Origin of the sequence: Glutamicibacter sp. TV12E, assembly GCF_052441935.1 — a bacterium.
Taxonomy (GTDB): domain Bacteria; phylum Actinomycetota; class Actinomycetes; order Actinomycetales; family Micrococcaceae; genus Glutamicibacter.
Map to the genome: position 1 here is coordinate 648,888 of NZ_JBQVVF010000001.1, position 25,928 is coordinate 674,815.

At 56.1% G+C, this 25,928-nt stretch carries 9 protein-coding genes, 4 tRNA genes and 7 rRNA genes; 3 read left to right on the plus strand and 17 right to left on the minus strand.

Annotated elements, in window-relative coordinates:
• Positions 1-2 precede the first annotated feature (2 nt).
• The 4 genes from ACT7DV_RS02925 to ACT7DV_RS02940 form a co-directional block, all read right to left on the minus strand.
• Positions 3-1,652 carry an HsdM family class I SAM-dependent methyltransferase gene (locus tag ACT7DV_RS02925; RefSeq protein ID WP_444660818.1) on the minus strand — a complete coding sequence of 550 codons (1,650 nt, stop codon included), beginning with the start codon at positions 1,650-1,652 and terminating at the stop codon, positions 3-5.
• 112 nt (positions 1,653-1,764) lie between these two features.
• A complete protein-coding gene (locus ACT7DV_RS02930; RefSeq protein WP_444660819.1) occupies positions 1,765-2,715 on the minus strand; it encodes a DUF808 domain-containing protein in 951 nt (316 codons plus the stop codon).
• A 200-nt stretch (positions 2,716-2,915) separates the two neighbouring features.
• Positions 2,916-2,992, minus strand: a tRNA-Thr gene (locus ACT7DV_RS02935).
• 170 nt (positions 2,993-3,162) lie between these two features.
• Complete coding sequence (locus ACT7DV_RS02940) at positions 3,163-4,029, minus strand: DsbA family protein (protein WP_444660820.1); 867 nt, start codon at positions 4,027-4,029, stop codon at positions 3,163-3,165.
• Positions 4,030-4,431: 402 nt separating this feature from the next.
• Here ACT7DV_RS02940 and ACT7DV_RS02945 point away from each other — a divergent pair, with 402 nt between their 5' ends.
• The 3 genes from ACT7DV_RS02945 (at position 4,432) to ACT7DV_RS02955 (ending at position 7,848) form a co-directional block, all read left to right on the plus strand.
• Positions 4,432-5,895 (plus strand): alpha,alpha-trehalose-phosphate synthase (UDP-forming), encoded by a 1,464-nt coding sequence (locus tag ACT7DV_RS02945; RefSeq protein WP_444660821.1) that lies wholly within the window; start codon positions 4,432-4,434, stop codon positions 5,893-5,895.
• Between the two features lie 40 nt (positions 5,896-5,935).
• Positions 5,936-6,715 (plus strand): trehalose-phosphatase, encoded by a 780-nt coding sequence (gene otsB, locus ACT7DV_RS02950; RefSeq protein ID WP_444660822.1) that lies wholly within the window; start codon positions 5,936-5,938, stop codon positions 6,713-6,715.
• A gap of 65 nt (positions 6,716-6,780) precedes the next feature.
• Positions 6,781-7,848, plus strand: a complete 1,068-nt coding sequence (locus tag ACT7DV_RS02955) for an ABC transporter ATP-binding protein (RefSeq protein ID WP_444660823.1) — start codon at positions 6,781-6,783, stop codon at positions 7,846-7,848.
• A 118-nt stretch (positions 7,849-7,966) separates the two neighbouring features.
• Here ACT7DV_RS02955 and rrf (ACT7DV_RS02960) read toward each other — a convergent pair.
• The 13 genes from rrf (ACT7DV_RS02960) to rlmB all read right to left on the minus strand — a co-directional run bounded on the left by rrf (ACT7DV_RS02960) (position 7,967) and on the right by rlmB (position 25,920).
• Positions 7,967-8,083 (minus strand): 5S ribosomal RNA (rrf, locus tag ACT7DV_RS02960).
• Between the two features lie 226 nt (positions 8,084-8,309).
• Positions 8,310-8,939, minus strand: a complete 630-nt coding sequence (locus ACT7DV_RS02965) for an IclR family transcriptional regulator (protein ID WP_444660824.1) — start codon at positions 8,937-8,939, stop codon at positions 8,310-8,312.
• Between the two features lie 164 nt (positions 8,940-9,103).
• A 5S ribosomal RNA gene (gene rrf / locus ACT7DV_RS02970) occupies positions 9,104-9,220 on the minus strand.
• A gap of 164 nt (positions 9,221-9,384) precedes the next feature.
• Positions 9,385-12,517 (minus strand): 23S ribosomal RNA (locus ACT7DV_RS02975).
• Positions 12,518-13,159: 642 nt separating this feature from the next.
• Positions 13,160-14,685, minus strand: a 16S ribosomal RNA gene (locus ACT7DV_RS02980).
• The 16S, 23S and 5S rRNA genes sit together here, the layout of an rRNA operon.
• Positions 14,686-16,522: 1,837 nt before the next feature.
• Positions 16,523-16,595: transfer RNA gene (locus ACT7DV_RS02985), tRNA-Glu, on the minus strand.
• 48 nt (positions 16,596-16,643) lie between these two features.
• Positions 16,644-16,715 (minus strand) — tRNA-Gln (locus tag ACT7DV_RS02990).
• 276 nt (positions 16,716-16,991) lie between these two features.
• Positions 16,992-17,068 (minus strand) — tRNA-Pro (locus ACT7DV_RS02995).
• Positions 17,069-17,172: 104 nt separating this feature from the next.
• A complete protein-coding gene (locus ACT7DV_RS03000; RefSeq protein ID WP_444660825.1) occupies positions 17,173-18,534 on the minus strand; it encodes an FAD-binding oxidoreductase in 1,362 nt (453 codons plus the stop codon).
• Positions 18,535-18,831: 297 nt separating this feature from the next.
• Positions 18,832-18,948 (minus strand): 5S ribosomal RNA (gene rrf, locus ACT7DV_RS03005).
• A 164-nt stretch (positions 18,949-19,112) separates the two neighbouring features.
• Positions 19,113-22,245 (minus strand): 23S ribosomal RNA (locus ACT7DV_RS03010).
• A 642-nt stretch (positions 22,246-22,887) separates the two neighbouring features.
• Positions 22,888-24,413, minus strand: a 16S ribosomal RNA gene (locus tag ACT7DV_RS03015).
• A 559-nt stretch (positions 24,414-24,972) separates the two neighbouring features.
• Complete coding sequence (gene rlmB, locus ACT7DV_RS03020; RefSeq protein WP_060700607.1) at positions 24,973-25,920, minus strand: 23S rRNA (guanosine(2251)-2'-O)-methyltransferase RlmB; 948 nt, start codon at positions 25,918-25,920, stop codon at positions 24,973-24,975.
• Between the last annotated feature and the right edge of the window lie 8 nt (positions 25,921-25,928).

A 25,928-nucleotide genomic window follows, 5' to 3' on the forward strand; every position in this document is an offset into this window, starting at 1 on the left:
GTTTATCCCTTCACCGCTTTGCTTCGCGCCTTGCGGCGATCGAGCATGTTCCTGCGTGCTGCGCGCAGGGTTTCCACCGCTGCCAGATCCAGCTCGAGCATTTGTTCCAGAACGATCCGGTCTACCGCTTCGGTGGCTTCTTGCTTATGCCCGGCCGCCAGCATTTCGCGCACCTGCGGCTTGATGGCGTGCAGTTCCTGTGCGAAGCGCTGCACCATGGGGATGGAAGGCACCGGAAGCACATCGGCCTCGCGCGGTTCAAGCTTGAGGATCCCGCCGCCATAGGATCGCCCGACCATTTCGGCGCCCAGCATGGTCAGCGTGTTCAGCGAGGCCAAGGGCAATAGGCCGCGGCCCAGCTCGCGCACGTCCGCGCCGAGGTAAACGCCGTGGATCGAGTTGATGTGGTGCACGCCGGCTTCGTTAGCTGTAAGCCTCGGCGTATCAGCGTTCATATAGGTCATGAACAGATCCGGCACCGAAAGCACCGGCACCCGCCACCACGGCGAGCGCACCTTGCACTTGTAGGCCTGGTCCACGTTGGACAGCTCGCCGCTGGCCACAAGATGTTCTCCGGCGGCGCTCGGTTCGCCCGAGGGCCTGAACAGATAGGCCGCTGCTCCGTGATCCCGCAGCTGTTCCCACCCGGCCTGGTCAAGCTCCAGTCCGCGAAGGTGCCTGGAGCCAGGCGGTGAAATGCGAATCAGGTCCGCTTCTGGCAATCCGAGCTCATGGATCTCATCGCTGCTGAAGGTGAACCACTTGTTATTGCCGGTGACCGCGCCGAGCGAGGTTTCGCCCCAGGACTTGAGTGGGGCGAAATGGCCCTGGGCGCTGGCGGCGGCGAGAATGCCCTGGGCTTCGAGCCCGACCAGCGAACCGGTCCAGCGATCCGCGGCACGCTGCGGTTCGTGGCGGGTGCCGGATCCCAACTGGGCCAGGTCCTGGGCATTGCGGAATTGATGCAGCTGGAAATGGCCGCTGGGGCCCTGCTGGTAGCCCTCGGCCAGCAGCAGCACCACCTCTTCCTGGGCGTCGGCAAAGAGCCGTTCTTCAAAGACTGCCAGGTGGACGGTGGCAAAGCGCTCGAGCAGCATCGCCCGCACCACGCCGGCGTAGTTGACGAACATCAGTTCCGCGGGCAGCACCAGGGCCATCCGCCCGCCCGGAGCCAGGAAGCTGGTCGCGTGAACCACGAAGGCCGCCCAGATGCTGGCCAGCTCGTTCAGTTCCACCCCGGCTGCTTTGGCCGCCAGCCGCGAACGCTGGCGATCCGCTCCCCGGTGCAGCTGGTAGCGCACATAGGGAGGGTTGCCGATCACCACGTCCATGTCCGCGGTGCCGTCGATATCAAAAAAGTTCGCTTGTTCAATCCGCGCGTTGATTCCCTGGGCGGCCAGTCGCTTGCGGGCCTGGGCCACGGTGGGCTCGTGCAATTCGTAGCCCAGCAGCTGCACACCGCCCTGTCGCTCCCCCAGCTCGCGATGCACGGCTTCAAGGAATTGAGCGTCACCGCACGAGGGTTCCAGGACGCTCGCGGCCTGGCCATCAAGGGCCCATTGCGCCATGAAGGCGGCGACGGGTTCCGGGGTGAAATAGGCTCCGCGCGCATGACGGGCAGCAGCCTGCTCTTTTTGTTCTTTACTCAACACGCATCGATCTTTCCATGGCGGCCAGACAGTTTGGCTGGACGCGGATGACCGCGCCTGGGGCGGCAACTTATCCATTGTACGCGGGGTGCCGGCCCGGGCTTGGGCCTTGGCCTTAGTGGGCGGCCTCGACCTTGCCCTTGTTCCGCAGCTTTTGAATCCCCAGGACGATCACCGTAATGATCGCGCCCATGATGAATCCGGCCACGCAGGAGAATGCGGTGTTGACGCACCATCCCAGCACCGCGCCTGCTGAACCGGTTGCGTGATGCACCAGCTCTTCGACATGGTGCACAAAGCCGTACGGGGCGTGCCAGCCAAGTTCGTCCATGCCCACCAGCAACAGGTGGCCACCGACCCACAGCATCGCAACCACGCCGACCTTGCTGAGCACGGACATGATGATCGGCATGGCTTTGACCAGGCCGCGGCCAATTTTTTGCGATAGCTTGCGCGGCTTCGCGGCCATGTGCAGGCCGATATCGTCCATCTTCACGATCAGTGCCACCGCGCCGTAAACCACCACGGTCATCATGACGGCAACAACAACCAGGATCAGCGCACGGGTAAGGAACGGTTCGTGGGCTACCTCGTTGAGCGAAATCACCAGGATTTCCGCCGAGAGCACCAAGTCGGTGCGCACCGCTGAGTTGATGATGGACTTTTCATCACGCTCCTTGCCTGCTTCGCCGGCGCCGTGATGCTTGATCCAGCCGAAGGCTTCAAGAAGTTTTTCCGCACCCTCGAAGACCAGGTAGGCGCCACCGAGCATCAGGATCGGGGTCAGCGCCCACGGGGCGAAGTAGGACAGCAGCAGGGCGACTGGCAGGATGAAGACCAGCTTGTTGCGGATGGAGCCCACCGCGATTTTCCAGATGATCGGCAGTTCCCTTTTGGGCGAAATGCCTTCCACGTACTGCGGCGTTACCGCAGCGTCGTCGACCACCACGCCCATGGCCTTGGTGCTCGCCTTGGCGGCGCCCAGTGCTATGTCGTCAAGGGATGCCGCAGTCACTTTCACCAGGGCAGCTACGTCGTCCAAAAGTGCTACAAGGCCTCCGGCCATGGTCGGCTCCTCCAAATGGTGATGAACATCGGGCCGATCCGCCCTGGCTCAAGGATTGTGGTCTCGCTAGGAATTCTACCTGTGCGGTGCTCATCCGGTTTGCAGGCACGGCTTCAGCACCATGATGCTGGTGGCAGAAATGAAAGAAACCGCGTCATGGGAGATCATGAACACGGTTCTCATCTGGGCTACGTCCAGTGTGGAGCCCCCTACCGGATTCGAACCGGTGACCTTCAGTTTACAAGACAGACGCTCTGGCCAGCTGAGCTAAGGGGGCGTACCGGATAAGAATATCTGAAAACACCGCTGGTCTGCGAATCGGCAGGGGTTGCGGACAAGACAAAGGGGAAGAAAACCACGGATGGCTTTCTTCCCCTTTGTCTTGGTGCGAGATCAATAAGAAATTTTACCGGATCGCGCCTCGTTGTCTAGGGCTAGGCTTTGGACTTACTTGTTTGCCTTGATCGCTTCTTCAACCTTGGTCGGGAAGTCATCGGTGCCCAAAACGAGTTCCTTGCCCTGGATGAAGATCGAAGGGGTTCCCTTCACGCCATCGTACTGGCCTGCGGTGGTCGCATACTGGACGAATGGGCGGAACTTGTCGCCTTCGATGCAGTCGCTGACGGATTCGCTGGCTCCATTGTCCACTGCCATCTGGGCCAGTTCAGCGTTCTTCATTTCGCCCTCTGGGTAGTGGCCCCACAGTGCCTTCACGAACTTCATGTAGGCAGCCGGGCTCTCATCGGCGACGCAAGCAAGAGCGTTGGCGCCACGCGAGGAGAAGTTGGTTGGCGAACCACCATCGAGGTATCCAACGTTGCGGTACTCGACGTTAACGTCGCCATTGGCCAGCCATTTTTCGATCTGGTCGCCGTAGGTGGCTTCGAAGTCGGCGCAGTGCACGCAATTGGCATCCACGTACATGGTGATGTTGATTGGTTCGCCCTTCTTGGCGACAATCAGGTCACGCGGTTTAGGAGCAGCCAGCGGCTCTTCGGGAGCTGCCAGCTTCGTAACGTCTACCCGGTCGGTAGTTTTCTCAGCAACCGAGTCAGCGGAAGTTACCATGATGCCGCCGGCAGCCGTCGCGCCCTGAGGAGTGGCACCGCTGTCTTCAATCTTCGCATTGTTGTTTCGGACGATCAGCGTAACTACCAGTGCGATAACAATAATGACGGCGACAAGAACGCCAAGCTTCACGAAAAGTGACTTGCGTTTTTGAGCGGCTTCTTGGCTGGCTCGTAGCTGGGCAGCTTTTTCGCGAGCGCTCGCGTTGCGCTGCGCCTTAGTTGGGCGCGGATTATTCGTAGACATAAATTTGGTGGTTCCTCAGTCAGCAGCGAACAGTCATCTGGGTCAAGCTTAGCCAACTCTTTGCGCAAATATCCCGGAAAACCCCAGATTGCCCACCCTTCACAGGACACGCATATCTTGTGCATACAGCGCCCAAAGCGGGACCCAGGCCTGTACTTGATCATTCAACCAAGTCATGAGCGCAAGGCATCCGATTCAGGCCAGGGCCCGCTGTGACGCACCGCTTAGCGTGCGGAACCTCACATGGCAAGAGAAAAAATTCAGTATGATTTCAATAGGAGCGGCTTTTCACCAAGGCCTTCCGCAAAGCGCAACAGAAAAAATCGAATACAAAGTCATTCACTCAGAACCGACGAATCCGCACCCCGCCGGTGCACAGTTTGATCAAACCAGGAGGTTTAAGTGGGTACCCCAGCACCAAGCCAAAATACCGAGCAATCTTACGATTTGGTAGTCGTAGCCAACAGGCTGCCCGTTGACCGGATCACGAATCCCGACGGGACACAAGGCTTCCGGCGTTCTCCCGGCGGCCTGGTGACTGCTCTGGCGCCGATCATGGCAGCTTCGGACGGTGCTTGGGTTGGATGGCATGGTGGTATTGACGAAGAATTGGAGAGCTTCGACAAGGATGACATCCATCTGGTCCCAGTGCCGCTGAGCGAAGACGATCTGGAGCTGTACTACGAAGGATTCTCGAACTCCACCTTGTGGCCGCTCTATCACGATGTGATCGTGCCCCCGGAATACCACCGCACATGGTGGGACCGCTACAAGAAGATCAATCAGCGATTTGCCGACGCGGTGCTGAAAATTGCCGCCCCGAATGCCACCGTATGGGTCCATGACTACCAGCTGCAGCTCGTGCCCCAGATGATCCGCTTGGCGCGGCCGGATCTGAAGATCGGCTTTTTCCTGCACATCCCGTTCCCGGCAGCCAGCCTCTTCTCGCAGCTGCCGTGGCGCACCCAGATCCTGCAAGGCCTAGCCGGCGCCGATCTTGTTGGTTTCCAGCGCGAAGCCGATGCCTCCAATTTCCTGCGCTGCCTGCGCCGCTTTACCGACTACTCCACCAAGGGCGACGTCGCCACGCCCCCTGCTGACAATCAAATGCAAAATCTCTGCCGGGCCAAGGCCCACCCGATCTCCATTGATACCGAGCAGATCGCAAAGCTTTCCCGCGACCCGCAGATCATTGCCCGCGCCGCGCAGATTCGCAATGAACTGGGCAATCCAAAAACCGTGATTCTCGGTGTGGATCGTCTCGACTACACCAAGGGCATTCGCCACCGGCTCAAGGCCTACGGCGAGTTGCTTGCAGACGAGCAACTGCGCGCCGGTGATGTGTGCCTGATCCAGGTGGCCAGCCCGAGCCGTGAAAACGTCGATACCTACATGGAGCTGCGCGACCAGGTCGAACTGATGGTTGGGCAAATTACCGGACAGCACGACACCCTGAGCCACACCACCCTGCGCTATCTGCACCAGTCCTATCCGCTGCGCGAGATGATTTCCCTCTACCTGGCAGCCGATGTTTTACTGGTGACCGCGCTGCGTGATGGCATGAACCTCGTCGCCAAGGAATTTGTCGCAGCCCATCAGGATGGGCGTGGCGTACTGGTGCTTTCCGAATACACGGGCGCCGCTGACCAGCTGACCCAAGCCGTGCTGGTGAACCCGCACGACATCGACGGCATGAAGGACAAGATCATCCAGGCCGTCAATATGAACGAGGCTGAGCAAGAGAAGCGCATGCGACGGATGAATCGGCACCTGAAGGTGAATACCGTGGCCCGCTGGTCAGAGGTATTCCTCGCGGAACTTGCTGAGATCAGCGCCGCTTCCTCGACAGATGCCATCGTCCGCTAGCCCGGCACCAGGATCCGCACACTCTCGATGGGATACAAACGTGTCTGACCTAGACCCAGAACTGCACGCCGCGCTGAGCAGGTTTGCAGCTCATCAGAATATTCTTGTGGCCTTGGACTTTGACGGGACAATGTCGCCAATCGTCGACCGCCCCGAAGACGCCCGGCCTCTTCCGGAGTCGGCTGAGGTTTTTGAAAGGCTTAGGCAGCTGCCTGGCGTTTTTGCCGCCTTGGTTTCCGGCCGCAATTTAGCGTCCCTGGCGCAGGTTTACCCCGAGCCCCTGCCGGAAATCTGCATTGGCTCCCACGGTGCTGAGCGCCTGCTGCCAGAGCCCTTCAAAGGGCAATGGATCGAAAAGCCGCTGAGCAGCGAACAGCAGGATTTGCTGGCTCGCATCACCAAGGAACTCGCGGCCGTCGCCGATTCCTACGAGGATGTCAGCCTGGAATACAAGCCTTCGGCAACCGTGCTGCATGTGCGCCGCGCAACACCCGCGGCCGCCGACGCCGCGCTCAGCGAGGCCAAGGCCGCTTTGAACGCCATGGGCGGAGTCAAGCTCCTCGAGGGCAAGGCGGTCCTTGAAGCCTCGGTGCATCAAGGAGACAAGGGCGAGAGCTTAACGTGGCTTAAAGATTTGTTACTGGTTGATGCGGTGCTTTTCATCGGTGACGATGTCACCGACGAAAACGGATTCAAGGTACTGGAACCCAAGGATCTTGGGATAAAAGTAGGTTCCGGGCCGACTTTGGCCACGCATAATATAGCTTCTCCGCAACAGTTGCCAGAGCTTTTGCAAATTCTGGTTTCCATGCGAGACTAAAGTGTCCTATTTCACTTTCACTATGGATCGTCGGGCACGTACCTGCCCGTGAAAGGATTGTCATCATGGCAACTGTGACCTTTGATAAGGCCACCCGTATCTACCCAGGCGCTCTCGTGCCTTCCGTGGATGCAATCGACCTGGAAATCCAAGACGGAGAATTCCTCGTGCTTGTGGGCCCGTCAGGTTGTGGCAAGTCCACCACCTTGCGCATGCTCGCAGGCTTGGAAGAGGTCGATTCCGGTCGCATCCTCATCGGCGACAAAGACGTGACCAACGTTCCGCCAAAGGACCGCGACATCGCAATGGTCTTCCAGAACTACGCGCTGTACCCTCATATGACCGTTGCCGAGAACATGGGCTTCGCGTTGAAGATCGCAGGCGTTGACAAGGAAGAGCGCAACCGCCGCGTTCTGGAAGCAGCCAAGCTGCTCGACTTGGAGCAGTACCTGAACCGCAAGCCAAAGGCTCTTTCCGGCGGCCAGCGCCAGCGTGTGGCCATGGGCCGCGCAATTGTCCGTTCGCCCCAGGTCTTCTTGATGGATGAGCCGCTGTCCAACTTGGACGCAAAGCTGCGTGTGCAGACTCGTACCCAGATCGCTTCGTTGACTCGCCGCCTTGGCGTCACCACCGTATACGTGACTCACGACCAGGTTGAGGCATTGACCATGGGCGATCGCGTTGCGGTGCTCAAGGATGGCGAACTGCAGCAGGTCGGTACTCCCCGCGAGCTCTATGACCGTCCGCGCAACGTCTTCGTTGCCGGCTTCATCGGCTCCCCGGCCATGAACCTGGTCAAGCTGGAATCTGCTCATGGGCAGGTGGCCTTCGGCTCTACCCTGATCCAGGCTCCGGGCGCCCAGGGTGGAACCACGCTGGGCTTCCGCCCGGAAGACATCGAGATCGTGGGTGCCGGCGAGGGCGTAGAGATCGTCGTTGACGTAGTCGAAGAACTCGGCGCCGACGCGTACATCTACGGTTCTGCTGAGCTTGCTGGCGAAACCCAGATGGTTGTGGTTCGCGTTGATGGCCGCACGCCACCTGCACGAGGCCAGAAGCTGAACATTGCTCCTCGCCTGCAGCACGTGCATCTGTTTGATACAGAGAGCGGCCTGCGTCTAAGCGAAGCCTAAACCGCGCGAAGCCGAGGGCCAGAAAGGCTGTCTTTTCTGGCCCTCGGCTTTTTCGCATTAACGCGTCGGTTAAACATCGAAGGCCCCGAACTTTCGTTCGGGGCCTTCGGCAAATTATGCCCGGCGATGACCTACTCTCCCACACCCTCCCGAGTGCAGTACCATCGGCGCTGTGGGTCTTAGCTTCCGGGTTCGGTATGGGACCGGGCGTTTCCCCCACGCTATGATCGCCGTAACTCTATACCTCATGGCTAACCATGGGAAAACTACGGTGTCATCCGCGATTGCGACAACTCCATAACTATATCAGGCCTGCCGGCAGGGTGCCAATCCAGGGGCAAGTCCATAGGGTGTCCTTCGGCACACGCCGGCGCATGTTCACCACCCGTGTAGCGGCCTCCCGCTTTCGGCAAGCTGGCGGTTCCCCTCGGCATCCACGGTGCCCGACGGCTTTGCCCGGGCTAGAGGGCGCCTGGTAGGAGGCGCGAGTCCAGTTGCGCAGAAAGCTCTTCGGCCGCTGAGCACACCGCGGCACCGAGGGCCGCTACCGCCTGCTCGCCCATCCGGAAGCTCGGTCCTGCAATGCTCAGGGCCGCGATGATCCTGCCCTGCGCATTGCGCACGGGGGCACCGATCACCGTCGCGTCGGAGTCCTCGACGGCCACCATCACCACATAGCCCGGATCCGGGACCCGCCCCTCCAGGACTTCTCCGGTCACCGATCCGCCCATGGGAACCGTTCGCCCCTCCCAGCCATCGAATCCGACATACCGGATGGGCAGCGAGCTTTGCACCTCGCGCAAGAAGGTGCAGGTGTTGGCCGGGCTGGGCACTGCCAGATAGCTGGACTCCGAGGTCTGCTCCGTCAACAGGCCCATAATCGGCCCGGAAGCGTCGATCAGGTCCTCGACGCTGGTCTGGTCATTGACCACCCGGGACTGGACGAAACGCTGCCCGAGGGAATATTGCCCATCACTGGCCCGGGAGACGTAGCCCCAGTGCTCGAGAACGCGCAGCATCCGCGATGTGATGCTGCGGGGCAGGTTGCTGGCAATGGCGCTAAGGCTCAGCGGTTCCCGGTCAGCGCCCAAAGGCTCGTTAAACAGGAAAAAAAAGGGGGGCCAGGCACCCACCCGAACCCCCACCAACCAACCAACACCAACCAGCCATCCCGCCAACCAACCTGCAATGCTGGTTAAACAAGTAAGGGCCCCGACACACGATCGTGTCAGGGCCCAAACCATATTCAAGTTAAGTCCGGCGGTGACCTACTCTCCCACACCCTCACGAGTGCAGTACCATCGGCGCAATGGGCCTTAGCTTCCGGGTTCGGTATGGGACCGGGCGTTTCCCCCACGCTATGACCGCCGTAACAATCACGAAGCACACAAACCAATCCCTGGTCGTGTTTCCAGTGCCAGGGCCAAAGCCCTGCACCTGCAAAAAGTTTCATGGTTTCAGAGGTTGTTGTCTCGTAACCGCATAGTGAACGCGAGCAGCATTGAAAACTTCATTAGTTCAATATTGCATTATTGTGTGTTGAAAGTCATCGGCCTATTAGTACAGGTCAGCTACACAAGTCTTCAGTCCTTGCTTCCACATCCTGCCTATCAACCCAGTGGTCTAGCTGGGGGCCTCACACACTCAAGGTGCATGGAAATCTCATCTCGAAGCAGGCTTCCCGCTTAGATGCTTTCAGCGGTTATCCCTTCCCAACGTAGCTAATCAGCGATGCACTTGGCAGTACAACTGACACACCAGAGGTTAGTCCGTCCCGGTCCTCTCGTACTAAGGACAGCCCTTCTCAAATTTCCAACGCGCGCAGCGGATAGGGACCGAACTGTCTCACGACGTTCTAAACCCAGCTCGCGTACCGCTTTAATGGGCGAACAGCCCAACCCTTGGGACCTACTCCAGCCCCAGGATGCGACGAGCCGACATCGAGGTGCCAAACCATGCCGTCGATATGGACTCTTGGGCAAGATCAGCCTGTTATCCCCGAGGTACCTTTTATCCGTTGAGCGACGGCCCTTCCACGAGGTGCCGCCGGATCACTAGTCCCGACTTTCGTCCCTGCTCGAGCTGTCACTCTCACAGTCAAGCTCCCTTGTGCACTTACACTCGACACCTGATTGCCAACCAGGCTGAGGGAACCTTTGGGCGCCTCCGTTACATTTTAGGAGGCAACCGCCCCAGTTAAACTACCCATCAGGCACTGTCCCTGAACCAGATCATGGTCCGAAGTTAGGTGACCGATACAGCCAGAGTGGTATTTCAACGATGACTCCACCTGAACTAGCGTCCAAGCTTCACAGTCTCCCACCTATCCTACACAAGCTGCACCGAACACCAATACCAAACTATAGTAAAGGTCTCGGGGTCTTTCCGTCCTGCTGCGCGTAACGAGCATCTTTACTCGTACTGCAATTTCGCCGAGTTCATGGTTGAGACAGCGGGGAAGTCGTTACTCCATTCGTGCAGGTCGGAACTTACCCGACAAGGAATTTCGCTACCTTAGGATGGTTATAGTTACCACCGCCGTTTACTGGGGCTTAAATTCTCAGCTTCGCCTCACGGCTAACCAGTCCTCTTAACCTTCCAGCACCGGGCAGGAGTCAGTCCGTATACATCGTCTTGCGACTTCGCACGGACCTGTGTTTTTAGTAAACAGTCGCTTCCCCCTGGTCTCTGCGGCCCACACCCGCATCAGAGGAGCAAGTCCTCATCACGGGGCAGGCCCCCCTTCTTCCGAAGTTACGGGGGCATTTTGCCGAGTTCCTTAACCATGATTCTCTCGATCGCCTTAGTATTCTCTACCTGATCACCTGTGTCGGTTTGGGGTACGGGCGGACTGGGACCTCGCGCCGATGCTTTTCTAGGCAGCATAGGATCACCGAATCACCCGCCAAAGCGGGCGCCTATCAGGTCTCAGAATCAATGAGCGGCGGATTTGCCAACCACTCTTCCTACACCCTTGGACCAGGTCAATTCCATTGCCTGGCTCGGCTACCTTCCTGCGTCACACCTGTTAATACGCTGACCTCACTGCATCGGTTCCCACCACATCACACAACCAGCAACCCGAAGGCCGCAACAGCCATGATCCATCATGGTTAGCATCCACAGCTCAGTATGGGCGGTCCTTCGCCGGTACGGGAATATCAACCCGTTATCCATCGACTACGCCTGTCGGCCTCGCCTTAGGCCCCGACTAACCCAGGGCAGATTAGCTTAACCCTGGAACCCTTGATCATTCGGCGGACGGGTTTCTCACCCGTCATTCGCTACTCATGCCTGCATTCTCACTCGTATAGCGTCCACCGCTGGTTTCCACCGCGACTTCACCCGCTATACGACGCTCCCCTACCCATCCAAACACCCAATCGAAACCAGGTTAATATTTGAATGACGCAACTTCGGCGGTGTGCTTGAGCCCCGCTACATTATCGGCGCGGAATCACTTGACCAGTGAGCTATTACGCACTCTTTCAAGGGTGGCTGCTTCTAAGCCAACCTCCTGGTTGTCACAGCAACTCCACATCCTTTCCCACTTAGCACACGCTTAGGGGCCTTAGTTGGCGTTCTGGGCTGTTTCCCTCTCGACTATGAAGCTTATCCCCCACAGTCTCACTGCTGCGCTCTCACTTACCGGCATTCGGAGTTTGGCTAAGGTCAGTAACCTTGTAGGGCCCATCGCCTATCCAGTAGCTCTACCTCCAGCAAGAAACACGCAACGCTGCACCTAAATGCATTTCGGGGAGAACCAGCTATCACGAAGTTTGATTGGCCTTTCACCCCTACCCACAGCTCATCCCCTCCATTTTCAACTGAAGTGGGTTCGGTCCTCCACACGCTCTTACACGCGCTTCAACCTGGCCATGGGTAGATCACTTCGCTTCGGGTCTAGACCGTGCCACTCAAACGCCCTATTCAGACTCGCTTTCGCTACGGCTACCCCACACGGGTTAACCTCGCGACACAGCACTAACTCGCAGGCTCATTCTTCAAAAGGCACGCCATCACCCAGGAACAAGTCCCAGGCTCTAACGGATTGTAAGCGCACGGTTTCAGGTACTATTTCACTCCCCTCCCGGGGTACTTTTCACCATTCCCTCACGGTACTGATTCACTATCGGTCATCAAGTAGTATTCAGGCTTACCAGGTGGTCCTGGCAGATTCACACAAGGTTTCACGGGCCCCGTGCTACTCGGGTATCAACACTAGAACGGCAGACACGCATTACACCTACGGGACTATCACCCTCTATGGTCCGGCATTCCAACCGATTCACCTATACGCCTGCACCTCATCCCACCAGCAAGATAGCACTGGTACATGTTGACCCCACAACCCCGACGATGCAACGCCTATCCGCTATCACACACCAACCGGTTTAGCCCCATCCGCGTTCGCTCGCCACTACTAACGGAATCACTATTGTTTTCTCTTCCTGCGGGTACTGAGATGTTTCACTTCCCCGCGTTCCCTCCACACAGCCTATACATTCAGCTGCAGGTCACACCACATAACATGGTGCGGGGTTCCCCCATTCGGAAATCCTGGTATCAACGTCCGGTTATCGACTCCACCAGGCTTATCGCAGATTCCCACGTCCTTCATCGGCTCTTGATGCCAAGGCATCCACCGTGCGCCCTTAAAAACTTCAACACAAAACAAAGTTCTCAGAATTGAGCAATAAAACAATCTAACAAAATCACGCAGACAAGACTCAAACACCCAAGAATCCAAGGAAAAGGACCCCAGAGCTCATCTCATCTGCAAGATGCTCGCGTTCACTATACAGTTCCCAAACAACAACCCCGCACCCCCGCAAACACACCCGCAGCAACAACCCGCAACCCCCACCCCAAAGGATGAAAACCACAAACCATCACCGCCCAGGCACGCCCACGGCAAACACAGGACAAACACCGAAACACCAAGAACCCCTCAAAACCCCAGCCAACAACCACCACCAACCCCCAACACGCACCAAAGCGCATCAAAAGCCAGCAGCCAATCATCAACCAGGCAAGGAGGCTTGTTGCCTCAAAACCCAACAGCATGCCAAACCATACAAGCCGCACAACACCACCACCATCTTTCCAGCACCCCAAAGGATGCGTACTCGACAACGGCAACGCCGCACAGCCACAGCCAGTACCCCGCCCGCACCACACAACCCCACAAAGGGCCGATCAGGCACACGCGCTTTCCAGTACTGAGTTCATTGATATTCCACCCATGAGCAACCCACCCGGACAACACTCGTGTCCAGCATGGGCAACCAAAAAATGGTTAGCTCCTTAGAAAGGAGGTGATCCAGCCGCACCTTCCGGTACGGCTACCTTGTTACGACTTAGTCCCAATCGCCAGTCCCACCTTCGACGACTCCCCCCACACAAGGTGGTTAGGCCATCGGCTTCGGGTGTTACCAACTTTCGTGACTTGACGGGCGGTGTGTACAAGGCCCGGGAACGTATTCACCGCAGCGTTGCTGATCTGCGATTACTAGCGACTCCGACTTCATGGGGTCGAGTTGCAGACCCCAATCCGAACTGAGACCGGCTTTTAGGGATTAGCTCCACCTCACAGTATCGCAACCCATTGTACCGGCCATTGTAGCATGCGTGAAGCCCAAGACATAAGGGGCATGATGATTTGACGTCATCCCCACCTTCCTCCGAGTTGACCCCGGCAGTCTCCCATGAGTCCCCACCACTACGTGCTGGCAACATGGAACGAGGGTTGCGCTCGTTGCGGGACTTAACCCAACATCTCACGACACGAGCTGACGACAACCATGCACCACCTGTGAACCAGCCCCGAAGGGAAACCCCATCTCTGGAGCGGTCTGGCACATGTCAAGCCTTGGTAAGGTTCTTCGCGTTGCATCGAATTAATCCGCATGCTCCGCCGCTTGTGCGGGCCCCCGTCAATTCCTTTGAGTTTTAGCCTTGCGGCCGTACTCCCCAGGCGGGGCACTTAATGCGTTAGCTACGGCGCGGAAAACGTGGAATGTCCCCCACACCTAGTGCCCAACGTTTACGGCATGGACTACCAGGGTATCTAATCCTGTTCGCTCCCCATGCTTTCGCTCCTCAGCGTCAGTAAATGCCCAGAGACCTGCCTTCGCCATCGGTGTTCCTCCTGATATCTGCGCATTTCACCGCTACACCAGGAATTCCAGTCTCCCCTACATCACTCTAGTCTGCCCGTACCCACCGCAGATCCGAGGTTGAGCCTCGGACTTTCACGGCAGACGCGACAAACCGCCTACGAGCTCTTTACGCCCAATAAATCCGGATAACGCTTGCGCCCTACGTATTACCGCGGCTGCTGGCACGTAGTTAGCCGGCGCTTCTTCTGCAGGTACCGTCACTTTCGCTTCTTCCCTACTGAAAGAGGTTTACAACCCGAAGGCCGTCATCCCTCACGCGGCGTCGCTGCATCAGGCTTCCGCCCATTGTGCAATATTCCCCACTGCTGCCTCCCGTAGGAGTCTGGGCCGTGTCTCAGTCCCAGTGTGGCCGGTCACCCTCTCAGGCCGGCTACCCGTCGTCGCCTTGGTGAGCCATTACCTCACCAACAAGCTGATAGGCCGCGAGTCCATCCCCCACCGATAAATCTTTCAACAAACCACCATGCGGTGAAAAGTCATATCCGGTATTAGACCCAGTTTCCCGGGCTTATCCCAAAGTCGGGGGCAGGTTACTCACGTGTTACTCACCCGTTCGCCACTAATCCACCCAGCAAGCTGGGCTTCATCGTTCGACTTGCATGTGTTAAGCACGCCGCCAGCGTTCATCCTGAGCCAGGATCAAACTCTCCATAAAAAACAAAAAGCCACCGAAACCCCTCGGAAAATAAGGGAGAATCAATGAAAAAATCCTGGCGAATAAAAAACACTCAAGAACACTGCACGGGGGTGCAATGCCTCAAGCAAATGTTATGTATTCACCAAATAAAAATATTCGGTATCAACAAACTTGGCACACTATTGAGTTCTCAAACAACAAACACTTACCGGTTCTCCACAACCCGTCAATCCGGGCCATGATTTCGTCCAGCGTTATATTTCTCAGATATTCATTCCGCTCAAATTTACTTGAGTTTTTCTGAGTGATTGTCACCGGATTTGGTATCAGCTTCAAGCTGACCTCGTTGCGGCGACAGATAAAAACTATACACAGGTTTTGGGGGTGGTGCAAATCGGATGGGTGCTTTTAGAGGTGACTGTGGTTACACCTGCAGTTTCCGCTCCTAAAGCAAGCTTGCTGGTCATCGGTAGTGACAACCCTGGCGCCCATGCGCGTTCCGGTACCCGCGAAATTCGTTGCTGCACTTTGGCAACCAACACAGGAACTTACAACCACAGCCACTACACCCGGGGTGCCATCCGAACTCCTTGCTTGATTCTCCGATGTTGAACGACTTCGGCTTGCTACGAGAGCGGGAACGAGTCATTGTTGCTGTCGCTTGTATTCGTTTTCCAGTTTCGAAGTCGACTGCGACTCCGCCATTCACCAGGCGCTGTTGAGCTACCTCCGTCTTACCCAAGCATGGCCATGGAATGCGTCGCTGTCAGTCGCCTCGGATTGACCACAGTTCTGGAAGCACTTGCAACGATGACAAGATGGCAATCCATCAATCCCACCCACTCATAAATGGACGGCCAAATTCAGGCAGGAAGTTGGTCCGGGGTACTCCTCACACAACTTGGCGTTGTTAGCTATCCGAAACAGCGCAGCCTAATCTGCCGCCAATCTTGTCCTCGTAGGCTTCGCGCTGGAATTGGCCCCTCCTCGATTCACATATTTGGATCACAGCACATTGTCCAGAAACGCAGACGCGACCGTCTGAAACATCATTCGATACCTGCGCTACGCGAAGTGAACATATAAGGGCCGCAAAGACGCCTGCGCTTACCACTCGAAACCAGTTCAGCAGATCCTGCCATTCCAGGGTTCGGATGCATGGAAAACTCCGCGGCGAATGATGACCAGGGCATTCCGTTTCTCAGAGTAGAGCACATAGCGTTTTGCAAGGTGGTAAGAATTGGGTGTTCCCGATTCCAGCGTTACCGTACGTATACAAATCGCAGTCAAAACACCTCTGGATGCTGTTCGACAGTTAGTGGCCCAACTAAGTTCGCACCTAGGATGTTGTTCCGCCACTGAGCTCGTAAGATTCGAAAATTCCTACTAGCGATTCTTATAAATTTCGTCTCCGTCGACTTGCGACGAGCGCGAGGCTCGTTAATAGCGGGCTTCCCGTGAAGACTCACTGCACCAGCTCAGGCTCCATGCGGTGGATCCGCCTATCTGGTTAGCAATGGATTCCCTAAATACTTTCCAACGCTGATTGGCCACTCAAGTACGTAGACAGAAATGGTTGGCACGGCTGTACACCCCAAAGAATGTCTGGGGCCGGCAAATCCCAGATTTCCTCATCTTTCGCAGATGTTGGATGGGATCTACGATTAGCATGCCCACCGCGGCGCAATATTCTTTGCTAGCTGACATGCAGCCAACCGAGGTTTCCGGGCTAGGGATCCTTTATGTCTGCAGGCGTACAGCACTGGACACATGAGAACAGGATTCGGGTCAATGGCTATTCACGGAACTTGTTTGGGAATAAAAAAATCGCGGAACCGAAGTTCCGCGATATTTGTGACCCCAACGGGATTCGAACCCGTGTTGCCGCCGTGAGAGGGCGGAGTACTAGGCCGCTATACGATGGGGCCGTATGCTGAAGATAAATCTTCAGCTCACCAAATTGCTTTGGTGAAGCGCTGGGATACCAGGACTCGAACCTAGAATGACGGAACCAGAAACCGTTGTGTTGCCAATTACACCATATCCCAATATGACTTGCTATTCATTTGCTTGATCAGATATCCGATCAGCAATGAATGCCTTAGCACGAGATATAACTATACCTAAAAAGTTCCCTGAACGCACATCCAAAGACGCCATCCTCGAGTGATCTACAGCTCGTTACTCATGTGAAAGGCAGAGCTACGCGATGTTCACGTTACCTGGAGCCGATATCGGGGCTAGGGATTTCCCTCGGCCGATCCCGATTGTCTCAAGAATAAGAAAAAGGGACCCAGTTGAACTGGGTCCCTCTTAATCGTTATTGGTCGGGATAACAGGATTTGAACCTGCGACCTCGTCGTCCCGAACGACGCGCGCTACCAAGCTGCGCCATATCCCGTGATCAAGAACGTTTTTACTCTACACCCTGAGCATTCTGATCACATAATCCTTTTCCGATAGACCGGTAGGGCCAAGGTCCGGCATCGGCCAACAGCGTTACAGCTATATAGCTTTACCCGGGTTCAGGATATTCAATGGATCCAGTAGCGACTTGATGCTGCGTTGGAGCTGCAACACATCTGCCGATTGTTCCCATGGCAACCAGTCCTTCTTAATCAGGCCAACACCGTGCTCACCCGTAATCGTTCCTCCCATTTCCAAAGCGATGCGCACGGAACTCTCAACAGCTCGGTGCAATCGGGCCAACGGATCGCCAACATCGTCAGGTTCTACAGAAAATGTGGGATGCAAATTGCCGTCGCCAACATGGGAGATCATTCGCAAGTCGACGCGCTCTTGCTTTGCAGCCGCCTGTAGCCGGTGAACGTACTCCATCATTTTGCTCTTTGGAATTGCTACGTCTTCACCAGTCCTATAGGCATCATCTTTGGTGTCTCCCCTGCTGGTGCGTCGCATTTCGATGAGTTGAGTAGCCTCGCTGCTTCCTGCCGAGCTGAGTACGACATTGCGATTAGCAAATACCTCGCGGATGGCTTCCTCTTCACGAGCTGCTCCATATCCGTCTAGCCTGGCCAACAACATGGCCCCACCTGCCGCAGATAAATTGGTCGAATACTGTTTGTCCAAGACCTGGATGGTTGCGTGGTCGATCAGTTCCAGAATCGCTGGCTGGACCCTGGCTTTCGCGATGAGCTGCACACCGTGGACCGCTTCTTCGAGTGAAGGGAAAAGCAAAGAGATGTCACGTTCGTCTACAGGCAGATAACGCAATCGAAGCACTGCTCGCACTACAACGCCCAAGGTTCCCTCGGATCCTGTGAATAGCGCGGTTAGGTCGTAGCCGGCTACACCCTTGAAGGTATTCTTTCCTACGCGTATCAGGCGCCCGTCAGCAAGGACTACGTCCAGGGACAGAACTGATTCGCGCGTAACTCCATACTTTGCGCAGCGTAGACCACCCGCATTCGTAGCGACGTTGCCGCCTAGGGTGGACATCTTGTAGCTAGCCGGATCAGGGGCATACATCAAACCAAATTCGGCGACTGCCACATTGAGGTCGTGATTAATAACCCCAGGCTCGACAACAGCAATTTCATCATCGGGACGAATATCGAGGATCCGGTTCATCCTGCTCAGATTGAGAATAACGGCTTCGCCTAAGACATGGACACCGCCAGAAACACCTGTGCCGGCCCCTCGGCTAATCACCGGCATTCCAAATTCGGTAGCCAGTTGCATAAGCTGCTGGACCTGTTGCGCTTCTGTAGGAAAGACGACTGCAATGGGATTAATCGGCATCTCGGATAGCTGTCCGAAGTCCCTAGAATTTTCCGATAAAACGAATTCATCCTGGACTACCGATTCATCAGGAAGAACCTTCTTAAGATTTTCAAGAAAAGACACTTGCTTACTAGACACCTTTGTCTCCACGGTCGCTGGGAATCCGAACTTACTTTAGACACTACGACCAAAGAAGTGCCATCGAAAGTTCATGACCGCTTTCCGCTCGGCTCAGCGGTTCCCGGTCAGCGCCCAAAGGCTCGTTAAACAGGAAAAAAAAGGGGGGCCAGGCACCCACCCGAACCCCCACCAACCAACCAACACCAACCAGCCATCCCGCCAACCAACCTGCAATGCTGGTTAAACAAGTAAGGGCCCCGACACACGATCGTGTCAGGGCCCAAACCATATTCAAGTTAAGTCCGGCGGTGACCTACTCTCCCACACCCTCACGAGTGCAGTACCATCGGCGCAATGGGCCTTAGCTTCCGGGTTCGGTATGGGACCGGGCGTTTCCCCCACGCTATGACCGCCGTAACAATCACGAAGCACACAAACCAATCCCTGGTCGTGTTTCCAGTGCCAGGGCCAAAGCCCTGCACCTGCAAAAAGTTTCATGGTTTCAGAGGTTGTTGTCTCGTAACCGCATAGTGAACGCGAGCAGCATTGAAAACTTCATTAGTTCAATATTGCATTATTGTGTGTTGAAAGTCATCGGCCTATTAGTACAGGTCAGCTACACAAGTCTTCAGTCCTTGCTTCCACATCCTGCCTATCAACCCAGTGGTCTAGCTGGGGGCCTCACACACTCAAGGTGCATGGAAATCTCATCTCGAAGCAGGCTTCCCGCTTAGATGCTTTCAGCGGTTATCCCTTCCCAACGTAGCTAATCAGCGATGCACTTGGCAGTACAACTGACACACCAGAGGTTAGTCCGTCCCGGTCCTCTCGTACTAAGGACAGCCCTTCTCAAATTTCCAACGCGCGCAGCGGATAGGGACCGAACTGTCTCACGACGTTCTAAACCCAGCTCGCGTACCGCTTTAATGGGCGAACAGCCCAACCCTTGGGACCTACTCCAGCCCCAGGATGCGACGAGCCGACATCGAGGTGCCAAACCATGCCGTCGATATGGACTCTTGGGCAAGATCAGCCTGTTATCCCCGAGGTACCTTTTATCCGTTGAGCGACGGCCCTTCCACGAGGTGCCGCCGGATCACTAGTCCCGACTTTCGTCCCTGCTCGAGCTGTCACTCTCACAGTCAAGCTCCCTTGTGCACTTACACTCGACACCTGATTGCCAACCAGGCTGAGGGAACCTTTGGGCGCCTCCGTTACATTTTAGGAGGCAACCGCCCCAGTTAAACTACCCATCAGGCACTGTCCCTGAACCAGATCATGGTCCGAAGTTAGGTGACCGATACAGCCAGAGTGGTATTTCAACGATGACTCCACCTGAACTAGCGTCCAAGCTTCACAGTCTCCCACCTATCCTACACAAGCTGCACCGAACACCAATACCAAACTATAGTAAAGGTCTCGGGGTCTTTCCGTCCTGCTGCGCGTAACGAGCATCTTTACTCGTACTGCAATTTCGCCGAGTTCATGGTTGAGACAGCGGGGAAGTCGTTACTCCATTCGTGCAGGTCGGAACTTACCCGACAAGGAATTTCGCTACCTTAGGATGGTTATAGTTACCACCGCCGTTTACTGGGGCTTAAATTCTCAGCTTCGCCTCACGGCTAACCAGTCCTCTTAACCTTCCAGCACCGGGCAGGAGTCAGTCCGTATACATCGTCTTGCGACTTCGCACGGACCTGTGTTTTTAGTAAACAGTCGCTTCCCCCTGGTCTCTGCGGCCCACACCCGCATCAGAGGAGCAAGTCCTCATCACGGGGCAGGCCCCCCTTCTTCCGAAGTTACGGGGGCATTTTGCCGAGTTCCTTAACCATGATTCTCTCGATCGCCTTAGTATTCTCTACCTGATCACCTGTGTCGGTTTGGGGTACGGGCGGACTGGGACCTCGCGCCGATGCTTTTCTAGGCAGCATAGGATCACCGAATCACCCGCCAAAGCGGGCGCCTATCAGGTCTCAGAATCAATGAGCGGCGGATTTGCCAACCACTCTTCCTACACCCTTGGACCAGGTCAATTCCATTGCCTGGCTCGGCTACCTTCCTGCGTCACACCTGTTAATACGCTGACCTCACTGCATCGGTTCCCACCACATCACACAACCAGCAACCCGAAGGCCGCAACAGCCATGATCCATCATGGTTAGCATCCACAGCTCAGTATGGGCGGTCCTTCGCCGGTACGGGAATATCAACCCGTTATCCATCGACTACGCCTGTCGGCCTCGCCTTAGGCCCCGACTAACCCAGGGCAGATTAGCTTAACCCTGGAACCCTTGATCATTCGGCGGACGGGTTTCTCACCCGTCATTCGCTACTCATGCCTGCATTCTCACTCGTATAGCGTCCACCGCTGGTTTCCACCGCGACTTCACCCGCTATACGACGCTCCCCTACCCATCCAAACACCCAATCGAAACCAGGTTAATATTTGAATGACGCAACTTCGGCGGTGTGCTTGAGCCCCGCTACATTATCGGCGCGGAATCACTTGACCAGTGAGCTATTACGCACTCTTTCAAGGGTGGCTGCTTCTAAGCCAACCTCCTGGTTGTCACAGCAACTCCACATCCTTTCCCACTTAGCACACGCTTAGGGGCCTTAGTTGGCGTTCTGGGCTGTTTCCCTCTCGACTATGAAGCTTATCCCCCACAGTCTCACTGCTGCGCTCTCACTTACCGGCATTCGGAGTTTGGCTAAGGTCAGTAACCTTGTAGGGCCCATCGCCTATCCAGTAGCTCTACCTCCAGCAAGAAACACGCAACGCTGCACCTAAATGCATTTCGGGGAGAACCAGCTATCACGAAGTTTGATTGGCCTTTCACCCCTACCCACAGCTCATCCCCTCCATTTTCAACTGAAGTGGGTTCGGTCCTCCACACGCTCTTACACGCGCTTCAACCTGGCCATGGGTAGATCACTTCGCTTCGGGTCTAGACCGTGCCACTCAAACGCCCTATTCAGACTCGCTTTCGCTACGGCTACCCCACACGGGTTAACCTCGCGACACAGCACTAACTCGCAGGCTCATTCTTCAAAAGGCACGCCATCACCCAGGAACAAGTCCCAGGCTCTAACGGATTGTAAGCGCACGGTTTCAGGTACTATTTCACTCCCCTCCCGGGGTACTTTTCACCATTCCCTCACGGTACTGATTCACTATCGGTCATCAAGTAGTATTCAGGCTTACCAGGTGGTCCTGGCAGATTCACACAAGGTTTCACGGGCCCCGTGCTACTCGGGTATCAACACTAGAACGGCAGACACGCATTACACCTACGGGACTATCACCCTCTATGGTCCGGCATTCCAACCGATTCACCTATACGCCTGCACCTCATCCCACCAGCAAGATAGCACTGGTACATGTTGACCCCACAACCCCGATGATGCAACGCCTATCCGCTATCACACACCAACCGGTTTAGCCCCATCCGCGTTCGCTCGCCACTACTAACGGAATCACTATTGTTTTCTCTTCCTGCGGGTACTGAGATGTTTCACTTCCCCGCGTTCCCTCCACACAGCCTATACATTCAGCTGCAGGTCACACCACATAACATGGTGCGGGGTTCCCCCATTCGGAAATCCTGGTATCAACGTCCGGTTATCGACTCCACCAGGCTTATCGCAGATTCCCACGTCCTTCATCGGCTCTTGATGCCAAGGCATCCACCGTGCGCCCTTAAAAACTTCAACACAAAACAAAGTTCTCAGAATTGAGCAATAAAACAATCTAACAAAATCACGCAGACAAGACTCAAACACCCAAGAATCCAAGGAAAAGGACCCCAGAGCTCATCTCATCTGCAAGATGCTCGCGTTCACTATACAGTTCCCAAACAACAACCCCGCACCCCCGCAAACACACCCGCAGCAACAACCCGCAACCCCCACCCCAAAGGATGAAAACCACAAACCATCACCGCCCAGGCACGCCCACGGCAAACACAGGACAAACACCGAAACACCAAGAACCCCTCAAAACCCCAGCCAACAACCACCACCAACCCCCAACACGCACCAAAGCGCATCAAAAGCCAGCAGCCAATCATCAACCAGGCAAGGAGGCTTGTTGCCTCAAAACCCAACAGCATGCCAAACCATACAAGCCGCACAACACCACCACCATCTTTCCAGCACCCCAAAGGATGCGTACTCGACAACGGCAACGCCGCACAGCCACAGCCAGTACCCCGCCCGCACCACACAACCCCACAAAGGGCCGATCAGGCACACGCGCTTTCCAGTACTGAGTTCATTGATATTCCACCCATGAGCAACCCACCCGGACAACACTCGTGTCCAGCATGGGCAACCAAAAAATGGTTAGCTCCTTAGAAAGGAGGTGATCCAGCCGCACCTTCCGGTACGGCTACCTTGTTACGACTTAGTCCCAATCGCCAGTCCCACCTTCGACGACTCCCCCCACACAAGGTGGTTAGGCCATCGGCTTCGGGTGTTACCAACTTTCGTGACTTGACGGGCGGTGTGTACAAGGCCCGGGAACGTATTCACCGCAGCGTTGCTGATCTGCGATTACTAGCGACTCCGACTTCATGGGGTCGAGTTGCAGACCCCAATCCGAACTGAGACCGGCTTTTAGGGATTAGCTCCACCTCACAGTATCGCAACCCATTGTACCGGCCATTGTAGCATGCGTGAAGCCCAAGACATAAGGGGCATGATGATTTGACGTCATCCCCACCTTCCTCCGAGTTGACCCCGGCAGTCTCCCATGAGTCCCCACCACTACGTGCTGGCAACATGGAACGAGGGTTGCGCTCGTTGCGGGACTTAACCCAACATCTCACGACACGAGCTGACGACAACCATGCACCACCTGTGAACCAGCCCCGAAGGGAAACCCCATCTCTGGAGCGGTCTGGCACATGTCAAGCCTTGGTAAGGTTCTTCGCGTTGCATCGAATTAATCCGCATGCTCCGCCGCTTGTGCGGGCCCCCGTCAATTCCTTTGAGTTTTAGCCTTGCGGCCGTACTCCCCAGGCGGGGCACTTAATGCGTTAGCTACGGCGCGGAAAACGTGGAATGTCCCCCACACCTAGTGCCCAACGTTTACGGCATGGACTACCAGGGTATCTAATCCTGTTCGCTCCCCATGCTTTCGCTCCTCAGCGTCAGTAAATGCCCAGAGACCTGCCTTCGCCATCGGTGTTCCTCCTGATATCTGCGCATTTCACCGCTACACCAGGAATTCCAGTCTCCCCTACATCACTCTAGTCTGCCCGTACCCACCGCAGATCCGAGGTTGAGCCTCGGACTTTCACGGCAGACGCGACAAACCGCCTACGAGCTCTTTACGCCCAATAAATCCGGATAACGCTTGCGCCCTACGTATTACCGCGGCTGCTGGCACGTAGTTAGCCGGCGCTTCTTCTGCAGGTACCGTCACTTTCGCTTCTTCCCTACTGAAAGAGGTTTACAACCCGAAGGCCGTCATCCCTCACGCGGCGTCGCTGCATCAGGCTTCCGCCCATTGTGCAATATTCCCCACTGCTGCCTCCCGTAGGAGTCTGGGCCGTGTCTCAGTCCCAGTGTGGCCGGTCACCCTCTCAGGCCGGCTACCCGTCGTCGCCTTGGTGAGCCATTACCTCACCAACAAGCTGATAGGCCGCGAGTCCATCCCCCACCGATAAATCTTTCAACAAACCACCATGCGGTGAAAAGTCATATCCGGTATTAGACCCAGTTTCCCGGGCTTATCCCAAAGTCGGGGGCAGGTTACTCACGTGTTACTCACCCGTTCGCCACTAATCCACCCAGCAAGCTGGGCTTCATCGTTCGACTTGCATGTGTTAAGCACGCCGCCAGCGTTCATCCTGAGCCAGGATCAAACTCTCCATAAAAAACAAAAAGCCACCGAAACCCCTCGGAAAATAAGGGAGAATCAATGAAAAAATCCTGGCGAATAAAAAACACTCAAGAACACTGCACGGGGGTGCAATGCCTCAAGCAAATGTTATGTATTCACCAAATAAAAATATTCGGTATCAACAAACTTGGCACACTATTGAGTTCTCAAACAACAAACACTCTCGACACCACAACCACCACAAACTCGGCGGCTGCTTCGCTCCGGAGCAACTTTTCAAGCTTACCACCACGTTGACCAAAGTCAACTCGATGTTTCCAGCTTGTTCACCCCGCTGTTTCCTGCAGGCCTTTTCGGCCCGTCCGGATCAGCGGCGCGAGATAAGACTCTACACGGATTCCCACCAGACGCAAAATCGGCCTGTGCGCTCATCCTTGGCTTCAAAAACCACGAATTCTCGCGATTCCTGAGCGAGCGGGAGTGAATTCTGCCCAAAAACAACTGAAATTTGTTGTTATGAAGCGGGTCACTCTACGAAAAAGGGTTGCCACCTGTCTCTCGACAAGTGGCAACCCTTTGAAGAACGCTCAGTGCTACTTGGTGCCCTGATTACGCAGACGGGAAACTTCGTACAGCGAAATGCCGACGGCCATCGACGCGTTCAGCGATTCCATGGCGGAGTCGATTGGGATCGAGACAATGGCGTCGCAGTTTTCGCGGACCAGGCGGGACAGGCCCTTGCCTTCCGAGCCAACCACGATGCACAGTGGACCGGTTGCCAGTTCAAAGTTTGGCAATTCCATGTCGCCACCGGCGTCAAGGCCGATGACGAAGATACCAGCGGCCTTGATTTCCTTCAGCGCACTGGTCAGGTTGCTGCACTTGGCAACCGGAACGCGCACAGCAGCGCCGGCGCTGGTTTTCCATGCCGAGGCAGTCATGCCAACGCTTCGACGCTCAGGGATGATGACGCCGTCTGCGCCAAATGCGGAGGCCGAGCGAACGATCGCGCCAAGGTTGCGCGGGTCGGTGATGCCGTCCAAGGCAAGGAACAGCGGCTGGGAGTTGGTGTACCCGCGGTCGTAGTCCTTGATCGTCTTGGTCGCCAACTGAACGGCGTCCTTGTATTCGTAGGGCGGAATCTGCAGGGCAAGGCCCTGGTGGATCGCGCCATCGGTCATCCGGTCGAGTTCCTGCTTGGAAGCTTCCATCAACGGAATGCCCTGGGCCGCAGAAAGCTTGAGGGACTCGCGCACGCGGTCGTCAACATCAACGCGGATGGCTACATGCAGCGCCTTGGCAGGGATGCCAGCGCGCAATGCTTCAACCACCGAGTTGCGGCCGGTGACAAATTCCGCGTTGACCTTGATGCGGTCGGTGCGATTGCCGGTGCTGCGCTTGGCTGCCGAGCGCTCGGAAAGCTGCTTGGCGCGGTAAGCCTTGTGGTACGGGCGGTCTTCTGCCTTCGGGGTCGGGCCCTTGCCCTCGAGGGAACGTCGTCCCTTGCCGCCACTGCCCTTGGTTGGGCCCTTTTTGCTCATGGTATGTG

Coding starts and splice junctions, on each gene's coding strand:
- ACT7DV_RS02940 (WP_444660820.1), bottom strand. CDS start 4,029: ATGTCTACGAATAATCCGCGCCCAACTAAGGCGCAGCGCAACGCGAGC.
- ACT7DV_RS02930 (WP_444660819.1), bottom strand. CDS start 2,715: ATGGCCGGAGGCCTTGTAGCACTTTTGGACGACGTAGCTGCCCTGGTG.
- rlmB (WP_060700607.1), bottom strand. CDS start 25,920: ATGAGCAAAAAGGGCCCAACCAAGGGCAGTGGCGGCAAGGGACGACGT.
- ACT7DV_RS02955 (WP_444660823.1), top strand. CDS start 6,781: ATGGCAACTGTGACCTTTGATAAGGCCACCCGTATCTACCCAGGCGCT.